Source organism: Jidongwangia harbinensis, from assembly GCF_020216025.1.
In the GTDB taxonomy this organism is placed as follows: domain Bacteria; phylum Actinomycetota; class Actinomycetes; order Mycobacteriales; family Micromonosporaceae; genus Actinoplanes; species Actinoplanes harbinensis.
Window position 1 is genome coordinate 1 of sequence record NZ_JAIWNC010000029.1, and the last position, 19,742, is coordinate 19,742.

The 19,742-nt window shown below is 70.1% G+C and carries 22 protein-coding genes and 1 pseudogene; 8 read left to right on the forward strand and 15 right to left on the reverse strand.

What is annotated here, in order from left to right; genetic code table 11:
* Positions 1 to 147: 147 nt before the first annotated feature.
* Positions 148 to 615 carry a VOC family protein gene (locus LDL48_RS30355; protein WP_225258545.1) on the reverse strand — a complete coding sequence of 156 codons (468 nt, stop codon included), beginning with the start codon at positions 613 to 615 and terminating at the stop codon, positions 148 to 150.
* Between the two features lie 102 nt (positions 616 to 717).
* Between LDL48_RS30355 and LDL48_RS30360 the strand changes: the two genes are divergently transcribed.
* Positions 718 to 1,542, forward strand: a complete 825-nt coding sequence (locus tag LDL48_RS30360; protein WP_225258546.1) for a helix-turn-helix transcriptional regulator — start codon at positions 718 to 720, stop codon at positions 1,540 to 1,542.
* Here LDL48_RS30360 and LDL48_RS30365 read toward each other — a convergent pair whose 3' ends face one another.
* The 3 genes from LDL48_RS30365 to LDL48_RS30375 all read right to left on the reverse strand — a co-directional run bounded on the left by LDL48_RS30365 (position 1,543) and on the right by LDL48_RS30375 (position 5,217).
* On the reverse strand, positions 1,543 to 1,977 hold the full coding sequence (locus LDL48_RS30365; RefSeq protein ID WP_225258547.1) for an SgcJ/EcaC family oxidoreductase: 435 nt from the start codon (positions 1,975 to 1,977) through the stop codon (positions 1,543 to 1,545).
* A 63-nt stretch (positions 1,978 to 2,040) separates the two neighbouring features.
* Complete coding sequence (locus LDL48_RS30370; protein WP_225258548.1) at positions 2,041 to 2,469, reverse strand: hypothetical protein; 429 nt, start codon at positions 2,467 to 2,469, stop codon at positions 2,041 to 2,043.
* Positions 2,470 to 2,514: 45 nt separating this feature from the next.
* Complete coding sequence (locus LDL48_RS30375) at positions 2,515 to 5,217, reverse strand: ATP-binding protein (RefSeq protein WP_225258549.1); 2,703 nt, start codon at positions 5,215 to 5,217, stop codon at positions 2,515 to 2,517.
* A gap of 303 nt (positions 5,218 to 5,520) precedes the next feature.
* Here LDL48_RS30375 and LDL48_RS30380 point away from each other — a divergent pair, with 303 nt between their 5' ends.
* Positions 5,521 to 6,399, forward strand: a complete 879-nt coding sequence (locus tag LDL48_RS30380) for an NADP-dependent oxidoreductase (protein WP_225258550.1) — start codon at positions 5,521 to 5,523, stop codon at positions 6,397 to 6,399.
* 73 nt (positions 6,400 to 6,472) lie between these two features.
* Here LDL48_RS30380 and LDL48_RS30385 read toward each other — a convergent pair whose 3' ends face one another.
* Positions 6,473 to 7,393: a GGDEF domain-containing protein gene (locus tag LDL48_RS30385; protein WP_225258551.1), complete on the reverse strand. Its 921-nt coding sequence runs from the start codon at positions 7,391 to 7,393 to the stop codon at positions 6,473 to 6,475.
* A 319-nt stretch (positions 7,394 to 7,712) separates the two neighbouring features.
* Between LDL48_RS30385 and LDL48_RS30390 the strand changes: the two genes are divergently transcribed.
* Positions 7,713 to 7,919 carry a DUF397 domain-containing protein gene (locus tag LDL48_RS30390; RefSeq protein ID WP_225258552.1) on the forward strand — a complete coding sequence of 69 codons (207 nt, stop codon included), beginning with the start codon at positions 7,713 to 7,715 and terminating at the stop codon, positions 7,917 to 7,919.
* 25 nt (positions 7,920 to 7,944) lie between these two features.
* On the opposite strand, the gene LDL48_RS30395 is transcribed toward LDL48_RS30390, so the two are convergent.
* From LDL48_RS30395 to LDL48_RS30425, 7 genes are all read right to left on the reverse strand, one after another.
* A complete protein-coding gene (locus LDL48_RS30395; RefSeq protein WP_255629395.1) occupies positions 7,945 to 8,709 on the reverse strand; it encodes an SAM-dependent methyltransferase in 765 nt (254 codons plus the stop codon).
* 43 nt (positions 8,710 to 8,752) lie between these two features.
* Positions 8,753 to 9,688 (reverse strand): helix-turn-helix domain-containing protein, encoded by a 936-nt coding sequence (locus tag LDL48_RS30400; RefSeq protein ID WP_308016510.1) that lies wholly within the window; start codon positions 9,686 to 9,688, stop codon positions 8,753 to 8,755.
* 125 nt (positions 9,689 to 9,813) lie between these two features.
* Positions 9,814 to 10,629 carry a helix-turn-helix domain-containing protein gene (locus LDL48_RS30405; protein ID WP_225258554.1) on the reverse strand — a complete coding sequence of 272 codons (816 nt, stop codon included), beginning with the start codon at positions 10,627 to 10,629 and terminating at the stop codon, positions 9,814 to 9,816.
* A 188-nt stretch (positions 10,630 to 10,817) separates the two neighbouring features.
* On the reverse strand, positions 10,818 to 11,474 hold the full coding sequence (locus tag LDL48_RS30410) for a response regulator (protein WP_225258555.1): 657 nt from the start codon (positions 11,472 to 11,474) through the stop codon (positions 10,818 to 10,820).
* Positions 11,471 to 12,625 carry a sensor histidine kinase gene (locus LDL48_RS30415; RefSeq protein ID WP_225258556.1) on the reverse strand — a complete coding sequence of 385 codons (1,155 nt, stop codon included), beginning with the start codon at positions 12,623 to 12,625 and terminating at the stop codon, positions 11,471 to 11,473. The genes LDL48_RS30410 and LDL48_RS30415 overlap by 4 nt, the downstream gene beginning before the upstream one ends.
* A 13-nt stretch (positions 12,626 to 12,638) precedes the next feature.
* On the reverse strand, positions 12,639 to 13,388 hold the full coding sequence (locus LDL48_RS30420; protein WP_225258557.1) for an ABC transporter permease: 750 nt from the start codon (positions 13,386 to 13,388) through the stop codon (positions 12,639 to 12,641).
* A complete protein-coding gene (locus tag LDL48_RS30425) occupies positions 13,385 to 14,281 on the reverse strand; it encodes an ABC transporter ATP-binding protein (protein ID WP_225258558.1) in 897 nt (298 codons plus the stop codon). The genes LDL48_RS30420 and LDL48_RS30425 overlap by 4 nt, the downstream gene beginning before the upstream one ends.
* Positions 14,282 to 14,509: 228 nt before the next feature.
* Here LDL48_RS30425 and LDL48_RS30430 point away from each other — a divergent pair, with 228 nt between their 5' ends.
* The 5 genes and pseudogenes from LDL48_RS30430 to LDL48_RS30450 all read left to right on the forward strand — a co-directional run bounded on the left by LDL48_RS30430 (position 14,510) and on the right by LDL48_RS30450 (position 16,989).
* Positions 14,510 to 15,163, forward strand: coding sequence for a hypothetical protein (locus LDL48_RS30430; RefSeq protein WP_225258559.1), 654 nt, complete (start codon positions 14,510 to 14,512; stop codon positions 15,161 to 15,163).
* A gap of 109 nt (positions 15,164 to 15,272) precedes the next feature.
* Positions 15,273 to 15,437, forward strand: a complete 165-nt coding sequence (locus LDL48_RS45200; protein ID WP_225258560.1) for a hypothetical protein — start codon at positions 15,273 to 15,275, stop codon at positions 15,435 to 15,437.
* Positions 15,438 to 15,452: 15 nt separating this feature from the next.
* Positions 15,453 to 15,728, forward strand: a pseudogene (locus LDL48_RS45455) (hypothetical protein); the annotation flags it as partial.
* An 83-nt stretch (positions 15,729 to 15,811) separates the two neighbouring features.
* Positions 15,812 to 15,982 (forward strand): hypothetical protein, encoded by a 171-nt coding sequence (locus LDL48_RS30445; protein ID WP_225258561.1) that lies wholly within the window; start codon positions 15,812 to 15,814, stop codon positions 15,980 to 15,982.
* A 281-nt stretch (positions 15,983 to 16,263) separates the two neighbouring features.
* Positions 16,264 to 16,989 carry an EAL domain-containing protein gene (locus tag LDL48_RS30450; RefSeq protein ID WP_225258562.1) on the forward strand — a complete coding sequence of 242 codons (726 nt, stop codon included), beginning with the start codon at positions 16,264 to 16,266 and terminating at the stop codon, positions 16,987 to 16,989.
* 154 nt (positions 16,990 to 17,143) lie between these two features.
* Here LDL48_RS30450 and LDL48_RS30455 read toward each other — a convergent pair whose 3' ends face one another.
* The 3 genes from LDL48_RS30455 to LDL48_RS30465 form a co-directional block, all read right to left on the reverse strand.
* Positions 17,144 to 17,527, reverse strand: coding sequence for a VOC family protein (locus LDL48_RS30455; protein ID WP_225258563.1), 384 nt, complete (start codon positions 17,525 to 17,527; stop codon positions 17,144 to 17,146).
* A gap of 553 nt (positions 17,528 to 18,080) precedes the next feature.
* The gene (locus LDL48_RS30460; protein ID WP_225258564.1) at positions 18,081 to 18,587 is read right to left on the reverse strand and encodes an LURP-one-related/scramblase family protein; all 507 of its coding nucleotides are present in this window, start codon (positions 18,585 to 18,587) and stop codon (positions 18,081 to 18,083) included.
* A gap of 10 nt (positions 18,588 to 18,597) precedes the next feature.
* Positions 18,598 to 19,683, reverse strand: coding sequence for a CinY protein (locus LDL48_RS30465; protein WP_225258565.1), 1,086 nt, complete (start codon positions 19,681 to 19,683; stop codon positions 18,598 to 18,600).
* Between the last annotated feature and the right edge of the window lie 59 nt (positions 19,684 to 19,742).

The following is a 19,742-nucleotide window of genomic DNA, read 5'->3' on the forward strand; positions in this document are numbered from 1 at the left end:
CCGCCGTTGAGAGTGAGCCTTCGGCAACGACTACCCGCGCACGTGCACCGGTGTGTCGCCGACCCGGTGAACGTTCGTGGTCAGCGCACTAGGCGATTGCGCCGTCCGCACTCGGACGCCGGGAGCTTCCCCCGCACGGCATGAGCGCTACGCGGGGAGTTCGAAGAGTTCCAGTTGAATGCCGTCGGGGTCACGCAGGTAAAGGATCTTGGTACCGGCCAGCTCTCCCGGATGGATCCCCTCACCGCTGGCCAGCACCACGGGTTCGGAGTTGAGGTGGACGCCGCGTTCCTTGAGATCCCGGACCGCGGCGTCCATGTCATCAACCTCGAAGCACAGGTGCATCATGCCGACGTCACAGTTGCGGCCGTCGAACGGCTTCGGTGTCGGGCGGTCGTATTGAATCAACTCAAGGAGCACGTTGTCGCCGGCGAGCGAGAAGGCCGCCCGCATCGCGGGGTTCTCCAGCTCCAGCACCGGACCGAGGGCGGCGTTGTCGGCGGAGATGGTCACGCCGTTCGCGGCGATGCCCAGAACGTCCTCGTACCATCGCACCGATCGGTCGAGGTCGCTGACGGGTACGCCGATGTGATTCATTCGTGTCACCTTGAACATCCCTCGATGCTGCACCACCGCGGACCCGGAGAGGGAGGCATGGATCTTGCGCGTACTGGTAGTACTACGATCCGGTCGGCCGGATGAAGGAGCATGGAGGGGATGAATCGTCTCGGCGCCGCGCTTCGTGCCTGGCGGGATCGGACGGACCCCGCGACTGTCGGTCTGGTTCATCACTCGCCGCGGCGGGTTGCCGGCCTGCGCCGGGGTGAACTCGCGACGTTGGCCGGCATCTCCGTCGAGTACGTCGCGCAACTGGAGCAGGGCCGAGCGGCTACTCCATCGGCTCAGGTCTGCATGGCGTTGGCTCGTGCGTTGCAGCTCTCCGATCACGAACAGGCTCACCTGCTGCGGCTGGCCGGGCATGTGGTCAGTCCTGACCGCGTGCCCAGGCTGATCCCGGTCAGCGTGCGCCGGGTGGTCGACCAGCTGGGCGCCAACCCACTGTCGGTGTATGACGCCACCTGGCAGCTGCTGCACTGGAATCCGTTGTTCACCGCGACCTGGGGCGACCCGGCCAGATCCGGCTACGAGGACCGCAACGCGATGATCGTTCAATTCGAGGGGCGTAACCCGCGGGTCCGCCAGAATGCGGCGGAACGCGCCTGGTTCGAGCAATCTCTTGTTGCCGACCTACGGACCACTGCCAGTCGGTACCCGAACGATCCCGACGTGGCCGCATTGATCGAACGGCTGAGCCGTAGTGCGCGGTTCCGCGAGCTGTGGACGCAACCGACAGTCGCGGCGCACGAGAGCGCGCACAAGATCGCTGTCCATCCGGAGGTTGGCGAGATCGCTCTGGACGCCAACATCCTTCCTACCCAGGACAGCGATCTGCGCGTCGTGGTGCTGACGGCGCGGCCCGGCACCGATGCCCGGAGCAAGCTGAATCGGTTGGCCACGGCCGAGGCCCGTAAAGCGGGCTGATCAAGCCGTGTGCAGGGCCTCCAGCGCCGCCATCGTCTCCATCGTCAGCATGCGCGCGTTCTCCAGAGCCACCACCACCCACGAGTCGTCACGCCACACCGCAACGAACAACTGCATCGAATAGCGTGTCGACGGTGGCTCGGTCTCCCCGGGCATGAGGATGCCGACGCGGCTGTGGACCACGCCCACGCCCGGACTCACGATCCGTGCGAAGTGCACTTCGCCGCCGACCAGCCGCGAGCCCGCCAACAGCGTGCCGAGCAGTACCTCGTGGCTGGCGATCATGTCAGCCCGGCTGCGGTAGATGGTCCCCTCGAGTTCGGCGAACACGGCGTCCTCGGCGAAATCGGCGAAGAAGCCGGCGACGTCGCCGCGGTTCCATGCGTCGTACATCCGGAGGGGGATGGCACTCAAGGTCTCGATGGACTGTTCCACGCGTTCACTGTTCCTTCGGTGCTTCGTACGGATGAGGGGTTGTCGCTCTGGTTCCGGACCGGGTCAGTCAGTGGCGGGGCCGCGTTTCCAGGCGTACCAGCCGCGGCAGAGCACGTACGCGGTCAGGGTCGCGACCACCACGGCGCCGTCGATGGCGGCGGTCAGCGCGCTGCCGGGCAGATCCATGACGATCAGGGCCTGGACGGTGACCAACGTCTTCTGGAGCAGGATCAGCTCGAACATGCCGCGCTGAGCACGTGGCGCGACGGCGAGCAGCGCCCACATGCCGGCAAAGACCAGATAGGCGGTCGTCCGCCAGAACTCGGTGAGGAGGAAGTCGTCCGGCGCGTCGGAGACCCGGCCGATCCCGTCGACGAAGGCGCCCATCGTGGCGATGGCGCACACCGCCAGAAGTGACCTGCCGATCCGGTCCGCGCCGGGACTGCGACGGCCGGTGTCCGGCACGTCGGTGTGAGGAGTCGTGGTTTGCACCGGAACACCGTGCCGTCGGCGCAGCCGCGTTCGCGTCGGTGAAACCTACGTATGCCGGGGGTCCTCGTGGGTCTGGACGATGGGCAGATCACGAAGCTGGCGGCGCGAAGAGATGCCCAGCTTGCGATAGATGTTCCGGAGATGGGCATCGACGGTACGACGGCTGAGGAACAGCCGGGTGGCGACCTCCTGGGACGTCGCGCCGGTGGCGACATGCCGCGCGATGTAGAGCTCCTGCATGGTGAGGTGGGCGAAGTCGTGTTCGGTCCGCCGGCGGGCGTTCTCGCCGGTCGCCGCCAGTTCCGTGGACGCGCGGCGAGCGAAACCCTCGATGCCACGTTCGGAGAACAGACTGTGCGCCGTACGCAGCTCGCGGCGGGCGTCACGGCGCCGGCCTTCCCGGCGGAGCCACTCGCCGTACAGCAGGTGGGCGCGGGCTCGGTAGGTCAGCAGAATGCTGTGCTGGAGCTGCTCGACCGCCTCGGCGAAGTCGGCTTCCTGCCCGGTGACGAGTCCCCGGGCGTACGCGTGGACGCCCAGTCCGGTCGGTGTCCGGCTTCCTTCGGCCCGCTGGGCCAGCCGGTGCAGAGCCTCGGACGCCTCGTCGGCCTCGCCGCAGCGTACGGCCGCCTCGACCAGCTCGGGCAGCGCCATGCCGGTCAGGAAGAGGTCGTCCGACGAGGTTGCGCAGCGGGCTGCGCGCAGCGCGGCGGGGTAGTCGGCCAGGCCGTTGAACAGTACCGCCGCCGCCCACGAAACGTTGGCTCTGAGTTGCCCGGCGACCGGAGCGGCGGCGCTTGCCCGGCGAACCTCGTCGGCGTCGGCCGGGCGGCCGCGTATCGCGGCCAGCTGGAGCCGGTGATATGCCAGCGGTGGCTGGCCGGTCGCGTCGGCCACCGCTTCCTCCTCGGCGGTCGCGGTGATCGCGGCGTCGATGTCACCGGTCAGAATGGCGTGCTGTGCGGCCTGGGCGAGACCCCCTCGCAACAGCAGCGGAGCACCCGACCGGCGGCCCGCCGCCAGCAGCGACGTGGCGATCAGAGCGTAGGCGTCCGCGTCCCACAGCTCGGAGGAGATCATGATCGCCAGCGACGGCCGGCGGACCCACAAAGGTTCGCCGGCGCCTTCCAGCACCCGCCGCATCAGCGGGGCAGCGTCTCGGTGGCCACGCTCGGCCAGGGCGGAGAGCGCGTCCAGCACATCCGGTTCCCTCCCGGCCGGCGCGATCTGGTCCGCCTCGGCGAGGATCGCCGGCAGGACGCTACTGGCGCAGCCGACCGTGAGACTCACCTCCGCCGTGTCGATGAGGCAATCGCGAGCCTGAGCGGAATCGACGGCCGCGAGGCTCCGTGCCGCACGCAGCATGGACGTGGACGCGAGTCGGGCGTCGTGCCGGACGAAGGCGAGCCCGCCGGAAATGCGGTCGGCGCGGGCCCGCTGGCCGACGTCGAGCCCGAGGCCGCTGAGGACGGCCAGTAGGTCCGCGGCGACGTCGACATGGCCGGCATCGAGGTTGGCCTGAGCCGCCTTCAGGGTGCGTTCGATTCTCGTACCAGGATCGAGAGTCAAAGCGGCGGCCCGCTCGAGGAAGGCGGCGACGGCTTGAACGCCGCCGCGCGAGGTGGCGGTTGCGGCGCATCGCTCCAGCTCTGCGGCAACGTCGTCATCCGGGCCGACGCAGCTCTGCGCCCGGTGCCACGCACGCCGGTCCGGATCGTTCACCGGATCGGTCACGTCCGCCAGGGCCCGGTGCGCGGTACGCAGCCGGTCCGCGGGGGCGGCGCGATAGACGGCCGAGCGGGCCAGCGGATGGCAGAACCGGATACGGGTGGCGAAGTCGACCAGACCCGTTGCGCTGACCGCTCCGGTCGCGGCAGCGACGTCGAGGCCCAGTCGTTGTGCGGCGGACCACAGCAGGCTCGCGTTGCCGGTGGGGTCGGCGCTGGCAATGGTGAGCAGCATCAGCGGTTCGTCGGCCAGGCCGGTCAGCCGATTCTGGTAGCCACGTTCGATCCGCGACGGCACCGGCAGCGTGGCGGTGGCGATGAATCCACCGGCCTTCGGCAACTCGAGCAGTGCCAGCGGGTTTCCGCGTGCCTCGGCCACGATCCGGTCCCGGACCTGTGGATCGAGAGCCACGTGGCTGCTCGCGGACAGCAAGGCCCGCGCATCCGCGTCGGTCAGCCCGGACACGGGCAGAGAGGGCAGCTCGTCCAGGCCGGCCACGGGCGCCGGTGAGCGGACCGCGAACAGGACGGCGACCTGCTCCACGCCGATGCGCCGGGCGACGAAGGCCAGTGCCCGGGTCGAGGCGTCGTCCAGCCATTGCGCGTCGTCGATCAGGCAGACCAGGGGCTGGTCCCGCGCTCCGGTGACGAGCAGGTTCAGGGTGGCGAGCCCGATCCGCAGCGGATCGGGCCGGCCATCCGCCAGGCCCAGGGCGACCTCCATCGCCTCGCGCTGCGGCTCGGGAAGTTTGTGCAGCCCGTCCAGCAGCGGCACGCAGAGCTGGTGCAGGGCCGCGTACGGCAGCTCGGTCTCGAATTCGGAACCGGTTGCCGTCATGACCTGACCGTCGGCCGCGGCCCGGCCGGCGTGAGCCAGCAGTGCGCTCTTGCCGATCCCGGCCTCGCCGCGAATCACCAACGCGCCGCCGTGACCGGTGCGGGTGGCGGCAACCAGATCGTCGATCCGCCGCCTCTCCGCACGTCTGCCGATGAGTTCGGCGCTCTGGTTCAGCTTTCGCACTCACGTAACGTAGCCAGCCCTGCCAAGCGCGCACCGGGTAACCAGGAAGGTGGTCGGCCTGCAGATCGGTTTCGCCGGCATCGTGCTGGCGAAGGAAATGCACGCAGGGTCACGGTCTCGGATCGTGCGGTGAACTCCGGCGTGCGGTGCAGGGCTGGGACCCCCGCCCGGCCGGTGTCCGCCGACCGGCGCCGCCTCCGAATCACGAAAGCCTCAGGAGGTCAGAACTCGCGGCGTCCGGTCTAGAGTGGACGCGTGCTGGGAGTCGTCGCGGCCGCGCTTGGCGGTCCTGAGGTGTTGCAAGTGACCGAACTGCCCGATCCTGAGGCGGGGCCGGGGCAGGTGGTCGTCCGGGTCTGTGCGGTCTGTGTGCACCCGGCTGACGTCGCCGCCACGACCGGGGAGATCCCTCGCGGGCCGGTGCCGCCGCCGTTCTCGCCCGGGTGGGACATTGCCGGCGAGGTGGCATCGGTCGGCCCCGACACGGCGGAGTTCCGGGTGGGTGATCGCGTCGTCGGGATGATTCCGTGGTATTTGACCCGGGGTGCACCCGGTGGCTATGCCGAGTTCGTGGCCGCCGAAGCGGAATGGCTGGTGCCGTTGCCGGACGGGCTCGACTTCGCGTCCGCCGCCACGGTGCCGCTGAACGCGCAGACCGCGCACCAGGGGCTGTCCCTGGTGTCCCTGGCCATGCTCCCGGCCGGCAGCAGCATGCTGGTCACCGGTGCCAGCGGTGGTGTCGGCGGATTCGCCGCCCAGCTCGCCGTGCAGGGCGGCTACCGTGTGCTGGCGCAGGCCAGCCACGGGGATGAGCAATGGGTGCAGGAGATCGGCGCCCACGAGGTCGTGTCCCGCTCCGCCGATCTGGCCGCGGTGGGGCCGGTGGCCGCGGTGTTCGACGCGGTCCCCATCGGCGAGGAAGCGGCCGCGGCCGTCGAGGACCGGGGAGTCGTGGTCACGACCCGGCCCACGCCGGCCATCGTTCCGGCCCGTGGCGTGCGCCAGGAGCTGCAACTCATCCGGCTCGATCGCAAGGTGTTGGCCGACCTGGTGAGTCAGGTGGCGGCGGGACGGCTGCGCACGCGGGTGGCGGCCACGATGCCGTTGACCGAGGCGGCCGACGCGCATCGGCAGGTGCTGGCCGGCGGCCTGCGCGGAAAGATCGTGCTGACGGTGGGCTGAGCCGGCCCCCGCACCGGTTCCGGGACGGTGCGGCGACCGAGCCTGCCGCGGTGGCGGCAGGCAGGTCGCGCACTCACCGGTGGACGGAGGATCTCCGGTCGAGGTACGGATCGGCTTCGGACCGGTTCGTGAGGCAGTCCGTCGGCATGGTGTCGACCATCGTGCCGGCGCCGTTCGGGCTTCGGTAGCGGACCAGGGCCGCCCATCCGCAGGCGCCCTCGACCACTCCGGCGCGACGGTCACCGTTCCGGTGCACCCACACCGGATCGCCCGGCCGGCACGCCACCGCGGGTGCCGCGGCGGTCTCGTACGTCTCGGTGTGGTCGCCGCTCTCGGTGGACACGACCCACGTGCTACCGGCCTTGTCGGTGCTGCTCGCATGCCGCTTGGCACTGAACATCGCCTGGTCCGCGCGTCGCAGCAGGTCGACGAGGTCGGCGGAGCGCCCGGCCGGTACGACGCCGATCGAGGCGGTGACGGACAGGGCGTGGCCCTTGACGTCCATCGGGGGCGCGATCGCCGCACTCAGCGAGCCGGCCACGTGGTGCCACCAGGTGGCCGGGGCGTCGGCGCGCGGGGCACGTGACAGCGCGGCGAACTCGTCACCACCGAACCGGGCCACCAGGTGGTCGTCGAGGCAGGCGGCCATGCGGCGGGCGACCACGCGAAGGACCTCGTCGCCGGCGTCGTGCCCGTACGTGTCGTTGATCGGCTTGAAGCCGTTGAGGTCGAGGATCAGGACGGCCGACGGGCAGTCGTCGCCGCGCAGCAGCTCCGGGGCGAGGGCGTGGAAGAGGCGGCGGTTGGCAAGCCCGGTGAGCTCGTCGTGGCCGGCCATCCACCGCAGTGCGGCGCGCTCCTGCTCCAGTTTCTGAACGTGCGCCGAAAGCTGGTCGATGCGAGCCTGGAGGCGGGCGGTCTCGGCCCCGATCCGCAGCTGAGCGTCATCTGGCAACGCACCGCCCGCGTCGGCGGCGGGATCGAGGATCCGCATCGGCCGTCCTCTCAGAACTGCGGCGGACAAGCGGGGGGCCGGTCAAGTCGACGACGAGGAATCGCCGAGCGCCACAGTGGAATCATGACAGTCGGTCGAGGCCCGTGCAAGATTTCACCGCGACAGGTATCACGGTGACATGATGCATCTATGGGCGGTTTCGGCTACTCTAGGTGCTGCCACTTTCGTGGTGAAAGGACAGTGCAGGGACGCGAAGTGTTGATCCTGCACGTCACGCTGGCTTTGGGTTTCACACCGGCTACTGGATCGGTGGCAAGTCGGTTACGCACAGCAAGCAACTCCAGAGGGAGGGGCACTGATGAGCAGCGAAACCGGTTGGATCATTTCCAGCAGGTCGACAGGCAACGGCGGCAGTTGCGTCGAGGCTCGTCGCCGGGAAGGCGTCATCGAGGTTCGCAACAGCAAGGCACGCGAGGCCGGCACCGTGGTGTTCACGACCGAGGAGTGGGACTCGTTCCTGTTCGGCGCCAAGCGCGGTGAGTTCGACGAGCTCCTGTCCGACTGATCACGGCGACCGGGGGACGGTCCGCTCAGGGTAGGCGGCCCACCCCGACGTAGATGCTCGAGCGTTCCGGCCGGTCCCTGAACTCGTCGACCATGTCCGGGTCCGGCCGCCAGGTGTTGAGCCAGACGAGGCCGGGTTCGACCATCCGGCACTCGTCGAAGAACCGGGCCACGTCGCTCTTCTCGCGGGGAACGAGCGGCGTGGTGGTCTGCTGCCGGTACTCCCTCTGGGTCTTCTCCCACTCCCGCTCGTCGACGATCAGCTCGTCGAGCGTCGCGTGCGCGACCACGAGGTGGCTGCCGGGCGCGAGCGCGGAGCGGAACGTGGCCACGATGTCGCACACCTCGTCGGTGTCCTCGACGAAGTGCAGCACCGCGACCATCAGGACCGCCATCGGCTGGTCGAAGTCCAGCAGATCGCGTACCTGCGGATGGTCGAGGATGGCCTGCGGCTCACGGATGTCCGCGCGGATGGCCGTGGCGTACTGGTTGCCCGCAAGCAACTGCAGACTCTCCGACACGGCGTCGGGATCGACGTCCACGTAGACCACCCGGGCGCCCGGGACCACCGCCTGGGCGATCTCGTGGACGTTGCCCTCGGTGGGGATACCGGAGCCGATGTCGAGAAACTGGTGTACGCCGACCGATGTCAGGTAGCGAACGGCGCGGGCGAGGAACGCCCGGTTGTCCCGGGCGATCGTGCGGAGCATCGGAGTCCGCTCCAGGAGAACCTTCGCCACCGCCCGGTCTGCCGGGAAGTTGTGGATCCCACCCAGGTAGTAGTCGTACAACCGGGCAGCGGTGACGGGCTTCCGAGGTGCGTCCGGGGCGCCGTCACCGGAACTCGTCGACCGGTGTGGAGTCCTTACCGATGAGATCGAATATCCGCCGGTACTCATCAACCTCAGCCTGCTCCTCCAGGTAGAGCGCACCGACGTGGGATTCCAGGTAGACCACGTCTGGATCGTCCGGGTCGTCGAACTCGAGGACCCGGAAGGCGCCCGCCATGGCCGCGTGCGCCCCGACCGAGAACGGCAGCACCCGGATGTCGACCGTGTCCTCCCGGGACAGCCGGCGCAGATGCTCGATCTGCCCCTTCATCACCTGTTCGCCGCCGACCGGCCGGGTCAATGCTCCCTCGCCGAGCACCGTCACGAGGCGGACCGGTGGGTTGCGGGCGAAGAGCGTCTTCTGCCGCTGCATGCGGAGCTTGATGTGGCGCTCGGCGGCGTCCGAGTCGACCGGCTGCTCGGCGCCGAAGACGGCTCGCGCGTACTCCGGGGTCTGCAGCTCGCCGGGAATCACCTCGCCGTCGTACCCGAATATCCGGGACGCGGACGCCTCCAGCCCGACATACAGCTTGAACCACTCGGGGATCACCGGGCTGGCGTCCCACCACTCCTCCTGCGACGTGCCCAGCGCGAGGTCGGCGAGCGCGTCGGTGATGCTCTGGTCCGCGCCGTAGAGCCAGCAGAGCGCGCGTACGTTCGCCCCGGTGACCGGCACCTTGCCCGTCTCGATGCGGTGCAGCGTCGGCTCCGAGATGCCCAGCCGCGCTTCCACCACATCACGCCGGCTCATTCCGGCCGCCGTGCGAAGCCGCGTCAGTCGCCGCCCCAATGCCCGCCGCACGACGCGTTGGCCTGTGACCGGCACGCCTGACCTCCGCAACGCCAACCCATGTGGACGGTGACGCCGACCACCGTACCCGCAACGCCGCGTTGCCGACAGGCGACCCGTCGGTGCGCACGGAATGTGGGAACGGCCCACTACGCTTCCGGGTTCGCCCCGTCGTGGCGCCGCCCGGCGATCTCACCGAACTGCGGCGAGCGTGGCCGCCCGCGGTCGCGGTTCTTGCCGTCGGCGAGCACGCCGAGATTCGCCCGATTGCCGAGTCATGGTGCCTTCCGTCCGGTTTGCCGGACGCATCTCTTGCGCCACGCCGGACCGTCGGGACCGCGGTCCTCGTCGCCGGCCGTTGCCCGCGCGCGGCGCAGGTGCTCCTGCGCGAGCACGCTCGCCCGGCCGAGCACGTCGAGCTGGGCCGGGTGGTACAGCTCGACCACGGCGTCGATGAACGTTTCGCGGGTGACGCGCTCACTCTTGGACAGGTGCTGAGCGGGATCGCTCAACCAGGGATAGTCGACCAGGTGCTGTGCCAGGATCACCGCGAGCTTCTCGGCGAGGTCCTGACGGGTCGCCTCGTCCGCATCGGCCGGCAGGGTGTCGATGTCCGCGCTGACCGGATCGGCGTCGGCCTCCAGCATGCGCCGCAGGTCGTTCATCGCGTCCTCGTCGTACAGCTGGGTGAACACGTGGATGAGCGAGTTGTCGGAGGCGGACAGGCGTGGCGCGACGGATTCGAAGCCGGCCGGCCCGTCCGGTGGCACCCCGTCGCGCAGAATGATCGCGATGTGGGCGCGGGCCCGGCGCAGGCGTTCGGCCTCTGCCGCGAGGCCGGCATCGACCTCGCGCAGCACTTCCGGGGCGCCGGCCCCGCCCGAGCCGACCACGGCGATCCGGGAGAGCGGAACGCCCAGCTCCACGAGCCGCCGGACGCGCAGGAGACAGACGAGATCCGGTACGCCGTACTGCTTGTATCCGTTGTGCCGGCGCTGCGGCTCCTCGAGCAGGCCGAGCCGATGGTAGTACCGGATCGTGTTCACCGTGGTGCCGGCCAGTTCCGCGAGTTCACGGGTGCTCCAGGCCACGTCCGCTCCGTCGCGCGTCGGTCTGCGGCGTTCGATGATCGATGGCCGTGGCGAGGCCCCGGAAGGGTATGTGGTCAGCTCCGATCAACACGGTGGCGAGAAGCAGCACCGGAAGTGAGCCGGTTCTCGTCCGATCGCCGGACGGACGTTCCTCCACGTCCATGACATCTCCGTTCTTCAGGGGCGGGTCAGGTGCGGGGACGGACCAGACCGTTGTCGTAGGCGAAGATCACGGCCTGGATGCGGTCGCGGGCGCCGATCTTGAACAGGACACGACCGACGTGCTTCTTCACCGTCGACTCGGTCAGCGTGAAGCGTTCGGCGATCTCGGTGTTGGTGGCGCCCTGGCCGATCGCCTCCAGCACCTCCCGCTCGCGCTCGCTCAGCGTGTCCAGGCGGGGATCGACCGACATGGCCGGCACCTGGTCCTGGAGAAATGCGTCCATCAGCTTGCGGGTCAGGCTGGGCGCCACCACCGAGTCGCCGCCGGCCACGGCGCGGATCCCGGCGATCAGTTCCTCCGGGCGTACGTCCTTGAGCAGGAAGCCGCTCGCCCCGGCCCGCAACCCCGCGTAGACGTACTCGTCCAGATCGAACGTGGTCAGGATCAGCACGCGGGTACGCGAGCCGACCGCGGTGATCAGGCGGGTCGCCTCGATGCCGTCCATGCCGGGCATGCGGACGTCCATCAGCACCACGTCGGGGCGGGTCCGCTCGGCCAACCGCACCGCCTCGGCGCCACCCGAGGCCTCGCCGACCACCACCATCCCGGGGGTGCCGTCGAGCAGCATCTTGAAACCCATGCGTTGCAGCGGCTGGTCGTCGGCGATCAGCACCGTGGTCATGCGGGCTCCTTGAGAACGACGTCGACGAGCCAGCCCTGCTCGGCGGGGCCGGCGGTCACCACGCCGCCGTACATGGCCGCGCGTTCGCGCATGCCGAGCAGGCCGTGGCTCGGGACAGCGGGTGCGCCACGGCCGTTGTCGCGTACCCGGATCCGTACCTCCCCGTCGGCGACGACGAGACTGACGTCCGCCACCGCGCCGCGTCCCGCGTGTTTGAGGACGTTGGTGAGCGCCTCCTGCACGATGCGGTAGACCGCCAGCTGCAACCCCTTGCTCAGGCCGTGCAGCTCGCCCGAGGTCGTGTAGGTCACCGGCAGCCCGGCCGCCCGGACGCTCGGCAGCAGACGATCGAGATCGTCGATCCCGGGCTGAGGCCGTAGTTCCGGATCGCCGTCCCCCTCACGCAGCACGCCGAGCACCCGGCGCAGTTCCGTGAGCGCCTGGCGGCCGGTCTCGCCGATCAGCCCGAGCGGCTCGGCGGCCTGCTCCCGCCGCGACCGGGCGTGTGCGGCGCCGCCGTCGGCGAGGCCGACGATCACCGACACGTGGTGGCCCACGATGTCGTGCATCTCGCGGGCCACCCGGGCCCGCTCGTCGGCGACCGCGAGGCGGGCCCGCTGATCCCGCTCGATCTCCAGGCGGGCGGCGCGGTCCTCCAGAGCGATGAGGTACGCCCGGCGCGTGCGCACCGCCACCCCGGACGCCACCGCGGCCACCGCCATGCCGATCGCCAGCAGCAGGGTGAGGGTGCGGCTCTGCGTCACCGGTCCGAAGACGTAGACCTCGGCGACCAGCAGCGTGACCGTGATCGCTGAGGCCCAGGCCAGCGACCACCACGTGCCGCGGGAGGCCACCCCGAAGAGCATCACCAGCACGATCACCCCGGCGCCGACGCTGACGTCCAGCAGGCCCACGAGCACATCGGTGGCCGCGGTGACCAGGAACGCCGGGAACGGGTACCGCCGCCGCCAGTAGAGCGGCGGCAGCAGCACCAGGGTCGCGACGATGGCCGGCAGTGACCTCTCGATCACGTTCGGGATGCTGAAGAGCACGATCGGAACGGCCACCAGGGTGTCCACGACCCACGGGCGGCGCCGGTCCAACGTGCGCCACCGCGCCTGCCTGTCCACCAGCCAGCCCTGCGTACTCATCTCCCGATTCTCTCTACGCGTCGGTCTTCTTGAGCCGATACGCGGCCGCGGCGAGCGTCACGGCCACGTATCCGGCGAAGACCGCGAGGCCGGCCCACGGCGACAGCGTGCCCTCCGCGGGGGCCAGCGCCATCACGGCGCTACCCGCGTTGCCGGGCAGATACGGGGTGACGGCGTCGGAAATCGCGTCCGGCAGCAGCGGCGCCAGAACCGGTACCACCAGCAGCGCCCCGGTCAGGATCGCGATGGCGCCGGCACTCGACCGGACGAGCATGCCGAGCGCGACGCCGAGCACCGCCACCAGGCCCAGGTAGAGGCCCGCGCCGAGCAGGGCCCGCAGCACCCCGTCGTCGCCGAGGCCCAGCCCGCCGACCTTCTCGTTGAGCACCGCCGACCCCAGCGCGAAAGCAGCGAAGGCGCCGATGGTCATCGTGACGAAGGCGGCTGCCCCGGCCACGAGGCTCTTCGACCACAGCACCGGCGACCGGCGCGGCACCGTGGCGAGAGTCGCCCGGATCATGCCGGTGGTGTATTCGCTCGCCCCCAGCAACGCGCCGAGCACCCCTACGGACAGGGCGGCCAAGATGCTGCCGGACAGGGCCAGATCGACCGAGGTCATGGTGTCGCCGGAGAAGGACGCCGAGGCGATCATGCCGAACGCGATCAGGAGCAGGACCGAGATGCCGGTCGTGATCCAGGTGGAGCGCAACGAGGAGAACTTGGTCCATTCGGCGGCGACGACGCCGCCCGGGGTGATCTTCATCGGGAGGCCTCGTATTCGACAGCGTCGCGGGTCAGGTCCATGAACGCCTCTTCCAGGGAGGAGTTCTGCGGGGTGAGCTCGAACAGCGGGATGCCGCGGGTGGCGGCGGCCAGCCCGATCTCGCGGGCGGAGGCGCCGGCGACGAGCAGTTCCTCGGCGCCGGTCGAGGTGACCGTGATGCCCGGGCCGGCGATCACCGTGCGCAGCTCGTCGGGGGCGGGGGTGACGACCCGGACGCCCTCGGCGGTCACGAAGTCGGCCACCGTGGTGTCGGCCAGCAGCCTGCCGCGGCCGACGATGACGAGGTGGTCCGCGATCAGCGACACCTCGCTCATCAGGTGCGAGGACAGCATCACCGTACGGCCCTCGGCCGCGAGACCGGTGAGCAGGTTGCGCACCCAGAGGACGCCTTCGGGGTCGAGCCCGTTGACCGGCTCGTCGAGCATCACCACGGCCGGGTCGCCGAGCAGCGCGGCGGCGATGCCGAGCCGCTGGCCCATGCCGAGGGAGAAGGCGCCGACGCGCTTGTGGGCGACGGTCGAGAGACCGACCATGTCGAGCACCTGGTCGACCCGGGAACGGGGAATGCCGTGGGTACGGGCCAGGGCGAGCAGGTGGCTGACCGCGGTGCGGCCCGGGTGCACGGCCTTGGCCTCGATCAGGACGCCGATCTCGCGCAGCGGGGCTTTCGCGGACACGTACGGCTTGCCGTTGACCAGAATGTCGCCCGAGTTCGGTGCGTCGAGACCGACGATCATCCGCATGGTCGTCGACTTGCCGGCGCCGTTGGGGCCGAGGAAGCCGGTGACCTGTCCGGGCTTCGCGGTGAACGACAGGCGGTCGACCACCGTCTTCGCGCCGTACCGCTTGGTTACTTCGCGTACCTGAATCATGGTCAACACGCTAGGTCCGGGCCCGGACATGATCGTGGTACCGCGGTCGGCTCTTCCGATCCGCCGGTGGTACTCCGGTACCACGGTCAGCGAAGGGGCACTGCCTTGACCGTGTTGCGGGAACAGGGTGTCGACTGGCGGGACACGGATCTGTTCGTACCCCGGAGGTGAACCGATGGCACCGAGCACGTCGACCGCTCAGACTCAGCGGTGACCGGGTCCCGGCACATGTTCGACGAATGGCGAAGGCGTCGCGCCGTCGCCCGGATCAAGCCCGGCGATGGGCGCCCTCTGCGGCGGTTCCGCTGGTGGCAACCGCTGAGCCGGTCCCTGTTCTACCTTTCCGCCGACGGTAGCGCCGGCCGGCCGGCGGACTACGCCATCGACGTACGCCACCTGCGGAGCGATGAGAACGGCGACACCGAAGCTCACCTGTACCGCGACCGTGTGCACCACGCCCGGGCGCGACTCCCCGCCGTCTTCCCGGTCGAAGGCGGGGAGATCGAGGTGGTCACCTCGCCCTTCGGAATCCGCCGGTGCCACTACGTCACCTATGCGGGGACCGAGCAGCAGCTCGTACCCGACCCTCGGTCCGCGGAGGGACGCCGGGCCCGGCTCGATCGCGAACGACCCGTGCTCAGCCGATGGATCGGCGTGCTGTCCATCGTCCTGATCGTCGTTCCCCTCCTTCTCGGTCTTCCGCAGACCGTGGCGTCGTTGTCCCGGATTCCGCCGCTGGCCGAACGCTTCGGTGTCTTCGACTCGCCGATCGACGCGCCGGCCTGGTTCAACATCGCTCTCACGGTCGCCGCCGCGGTGGGCAGCACGGAGCGTGCGCTACGCCTGCGTTACAGCCGTTGGCTGGACTCCGTAGCGAACTGAATCCGGATGGCTCAGGGCCGCGTCGTGGCTCCGCAAGAAAGCCGCAAGGATGCCGAGCAGACACTGGCGGGAGGATCGGGGCCCGCAACCCTACCGACCGGGAGGGCAGATGTCCGAGTTCACTGCATACCACGGCGTTGACAGTGCCGAACACCAACGCCGGTTCGACGAGTTGGCCGAGGGCGGACTTCGCCCTGCGGTGTACGCCGTCTCGGGGGATCCGGCGAGCCCGCGCTATGCCGCGGTCTGGGTGCGCCGCCCCGGCCCGCCCTAGTGGGCGTTCCACGGGCTGTCGGCGGCGGACTATCAGGAGCGTGTGGACGAACTGTCGGACCAGGGCTTCGGCCCGACGATGGTGAGCGCGGTCGGGCCGTCCGGGAGCGAGGTCTTCGCCGCGGTCTTCGAACAGCGGCCCGACGAGCGGTGGTTCGCCGGGCACGGACTGCGGTGGGGCGATGACACCGATCCACAGACCCTCCAGTTCCAGCACCGGCGGGCGGGCGAGCAGGGGTACGCGCCGCAATGCCTGACGGTGTACGGCGACCCGTCCGATCGCCGTTTCGCGGGGATCTGCGCCCTGGTGCCGGTCGCCGCCATGGTGTTCGGGTCGGCCGCCGCCTCGGCGGCGATCCCCCCCCGGACCGGACCGTGGGCATCGCCAGCACCAGCTTCACCTTCGCCGACATCGCCGACTGGGACCGTGACGGTCACCAGGACATCGTCACCCGGCAGGACAGCACGGAAGACCTCTGGTTCTACCCGGGTCAGAGCCTTCGCGGTCCGGGTACGGTGCAGCGGGTCCAGATCGGCAATGGCTGAACACCTTCACCTTCGCCGACATCGCCGACTGGGACCGGGACGGTCATCAGGACATCGTCACCCGGCAGGACAGCACCGGGGACCTCTGGCTCTACCCGGGTCAGAGCCTCCGCGGTCCGGGCACCGTACAGCGCGTCCAGATCGGCAACGGCTGGTAAGCGCTGATGGTTCGGCCCGGTGCGTCGCGGACGGCGGCGCACCGGGCACAGTCCGCGACGGCGTGTACGTGTTCTTGAGGGCAGCTTGAGGCGGCGTTGCGGTGGGCTACCGACTGAGGGCGCATGACCATCGCGCCGGCATCCGCGAACACCCCCGTGCTCCACGAGGTGATCGACCCGAACAGCGTGCACATGGTGTACCAGCCCGTGGTGCAACTCAACGATGGTCTGGTGCGCGGCTACGAGGCGTTGTCGCGGTTCTCGCAAGCCGACTTCGCGGGTCCGTCCGAAGCCTTCGCCGCCGCCAACGACGCGGGCGTCGGGGTCGATCTGGAACTGTTCGCGGTGCAGCAGGCCTTCCGCCGGCTCGACGACATGCCGCCCGGTGCGTGGATGAGCGCGAATGTATCGGTGGAGGCGTTGCTCACCCCGCGGGTACGCGACACGCTGCTCGCTCAGGCGCACCGCCGCATCGCGATCGAACTCACCGAACACACCCAGGTCAGCGACTACCTGGCGTTGGCGGACGTCACCGAGGGCCTCCGCGCTGCCGGCATTCTGATCGCCGTCGACGACGCCGGGGCCGGATTCGCCTCGCTCAGCCACATCCTGCAGCTGCGTCCCGACATCATCAAACTGGACATCACGCTGATCCGCGGCATCGACACCGACCCGGTGCGGTTGGCACTGGCCCGCGCGCTGATCAGCTTCGCCAAGGACACCGGCGCCATCCTCATCGCCGAAGGCATCGAGACGTCTGCCGAGCACGACACGCTGCGGTCGGTCGGCGTGGAACTCGGCCAGGGGTATCTGATGGCCCGCCCGGGCCCGCTGCCGGATCCCCACTGAAGTAGCCACGGCCGGCGCCGGAAGGTGCTCGACCCGCCTTGAGACTTTGACATGGCCGAGTGAATTCCTCGGCAGCGACGGCACGATGCCCCTGGCACGTCCCGGGCGTCCCCCGGTGTGGGGGCGGTCCGGCGCGGACCGCCCCCACCGGGTGTCAGGTAGCGGCTCGTTCGGCGAGGCTGCGTTCCACGCAGAACTCGTTGCCCTCCGGGTCCGTCAGGGTGACCCAGCCGGTGCCGTCCGGCCGGCGGTGGTCCTCGAAGAGCTTCGCGCCGACCTCGATCAGCCGGTCGACCTCTTCGTCCCGGGTGCGATCCTGCGGCTGCAGATCAAGGTGTACGCGATTCTTCACCGCCTTGCCGTCCGGCACCCGGATGAACAGCATCGTCGGGTGCCCCTCGGCGATCAGCGACACCTCGGGGTCGCCAGGCTCGTCCTCGACGCGCATCGGCCGGCCGACCACCACCGACCAGAACTGGGCGAGCTCGTACGGATCACCAGTCGTATCGAACGTGATGTTGTGAATGCTTGCAACCATCGCACTCTCCGGAAGTGGATAAGCGCGCCCCAGGTGACAGCAGGTCAGCGGTGCCGGCGACGGGGCGCGGGGGACTCAGGAGTGAACATCTCAACCGCACCTCCTCTCGCCAAGGCTGACCGGGTGATCGTCGCATCCCCCAGCCGAATCGTGCAACCCGCCACCTTCCCGACCGCTCGATCGCCGAATGGTCGCGTGGGAAACCCGCTCCGGCCGGTGGCAGAGCTCGTCGTTTGCTGTGTCAGCTCCCGACATGGACCACGAATTGTCCCTGCCGGCCGGAGCGCCGGCCGGGGAGATCGGCAGGACCGCGCGGGAAGGGCTCGGCCTGTCCGTGGTGGAGTGATGCCGGGTCGTCCGGCGGACGGCACCTGCGCCTACTCGCCGCGCTTCCGGCGTCGGATAGTGATCACTCCTGCGACGACCAGGAGAACGGGCAGGACAAGTCCCCACAGCAACCAGCCGTTCACCAGAACCTCCACGCGACTCGTCGGTCCTTCAGCTTCGCGGCACCGCCCGACGACGGAATCATTCCGGCGGGATGAACGGCGCCCTAGTTGTCGTGGGCCATATGGTCGACGACCGCGACCACCGCCAGCACCAGTGCCGGATCCTCGCCGCCCGCGACGTCGACGGTGTACGTGTCCCGCATCCGCAACCAGCGCTTCGTCACCACCGCCACCTCGCGGTCGCCGCGCGTGATCGTGTACTCGTGATCGATGATGTTGCCGGTCACGTCCATCTCCGCGCCGTGCTCCATCTGCACCACCCAGCGGTCGCGCAGCGGGGTGAGGTGGGCCTTCTTCATGGTGGCGACCGTGCGGCCGTCGGCGTCCTCGATCGTCATGGTCTTGCGAAGGCGCGCGATCTTCTGCCGGATCTTCAGGACCGCGTGGCCGTCCGCGTTCTCCAGCACCAGGGTGTCGCGGATGCGCATCGCCTTGCCGTCGATCCTGTAGACCCTGCGGCCGTCCTCGTCCTCGATCCAGTAGTCGTCGCCGATGGAGACCAGCTTCTGGCGCATCCGGAAGCGCCGGGTCCCGTTCGTACCGTCCTGCATGTCGCCCTCCTCAATCTGTTCGGCGGCGGACGACCATCGCCCCCGCCACGAGCGCCACGCCGGCCACCAGGGCGATGACCGCGATCCGGCCGGTCCGGCCCGCCCGGCAGTCGGTCGCCGGATCGTCGTGGGACAGGGCGCACGCCATGCGGGCGCCGCGGTCGCGGCCGTACCGTGCGGTCAGCTCCTGCCGGAGGTCGCGCCACTGCCTGCGGCTGTCCGCGACGGCGCCGGCCACCGCGTTCGCGAAGTTGTCGCCGACGGCGCCGCGCGGTGTCGTCGGGTCGGCCGTCTTACCGGTCGCCGGGTCGATCAGGCCGCGGTCCTTGTTGAGCGCGGCGTGCGCGACGCGGGACTGGCACGGGCCCACGCCGGGCACCCGGTCCTGCAGCACGTAACAGCCGGTCGTCAGGTCCTCCGGCACCGCCGGCTCCGTCCGGGTGCGCAGGTCGAGCACCGGGCTCACGCCGCGGCGGTTCAGGCCCGGCGGATTCTGCTCCCCGACCGGACGGGACGGGTCGGCCTCGTCGGACCAGTTGCTGTGCGAGTAGAAGTCCTGGACGCCGTGCAGCACCCGGCCGAACGCGCCGAGCGAGGCGCACTTGGCCCGTTTCTCCGCCCGCTCCTGCGCGCTGCACTCGGTGCCCAGGTCGACCTCGCCGGCGATCACGCCGCCCTCGTCGTCGAGCAGGGCCGCCGCGCGGTCCACGGCCTCGCGGAACCGCGTACGCATCCGGGTCACGCAGTCCCGCAGCACCCTGGTCGCCGCCTCGCGCGTCCGCGGGTAGTCATCGGCGACGAAGTCGGCGCCGTCGCAGTGGGCGGCGGGGTCGGCCATCTCGTCGCTGTCCGGCGCGCCGACGGCGCCGAACGCGTGGTCGTGACCGGCGAGGTAGTCGGCGGACCGCGGTTCGAAGCAGGCGGACCGGGCGCCGGCGTCGCCGGCGCAGGCGAGGGCGGCCCGCGTGATGCGCTCGTGTTCGCGGCTCTGGCCGCCGCCGTTGATCGTGCCGAACGCGGCGGCGGGCGCCGGCGCCGTCGCGAGCCAGGTCGCGACGAGCGCCGGGAGCAGAACGAGAACCCGCCGTGCCGGCACAGCGCCCGCCTTCCGAGGCCGCCGTCGGCCGGCGGCCCGGCCTCAGATGGTGCGGCATC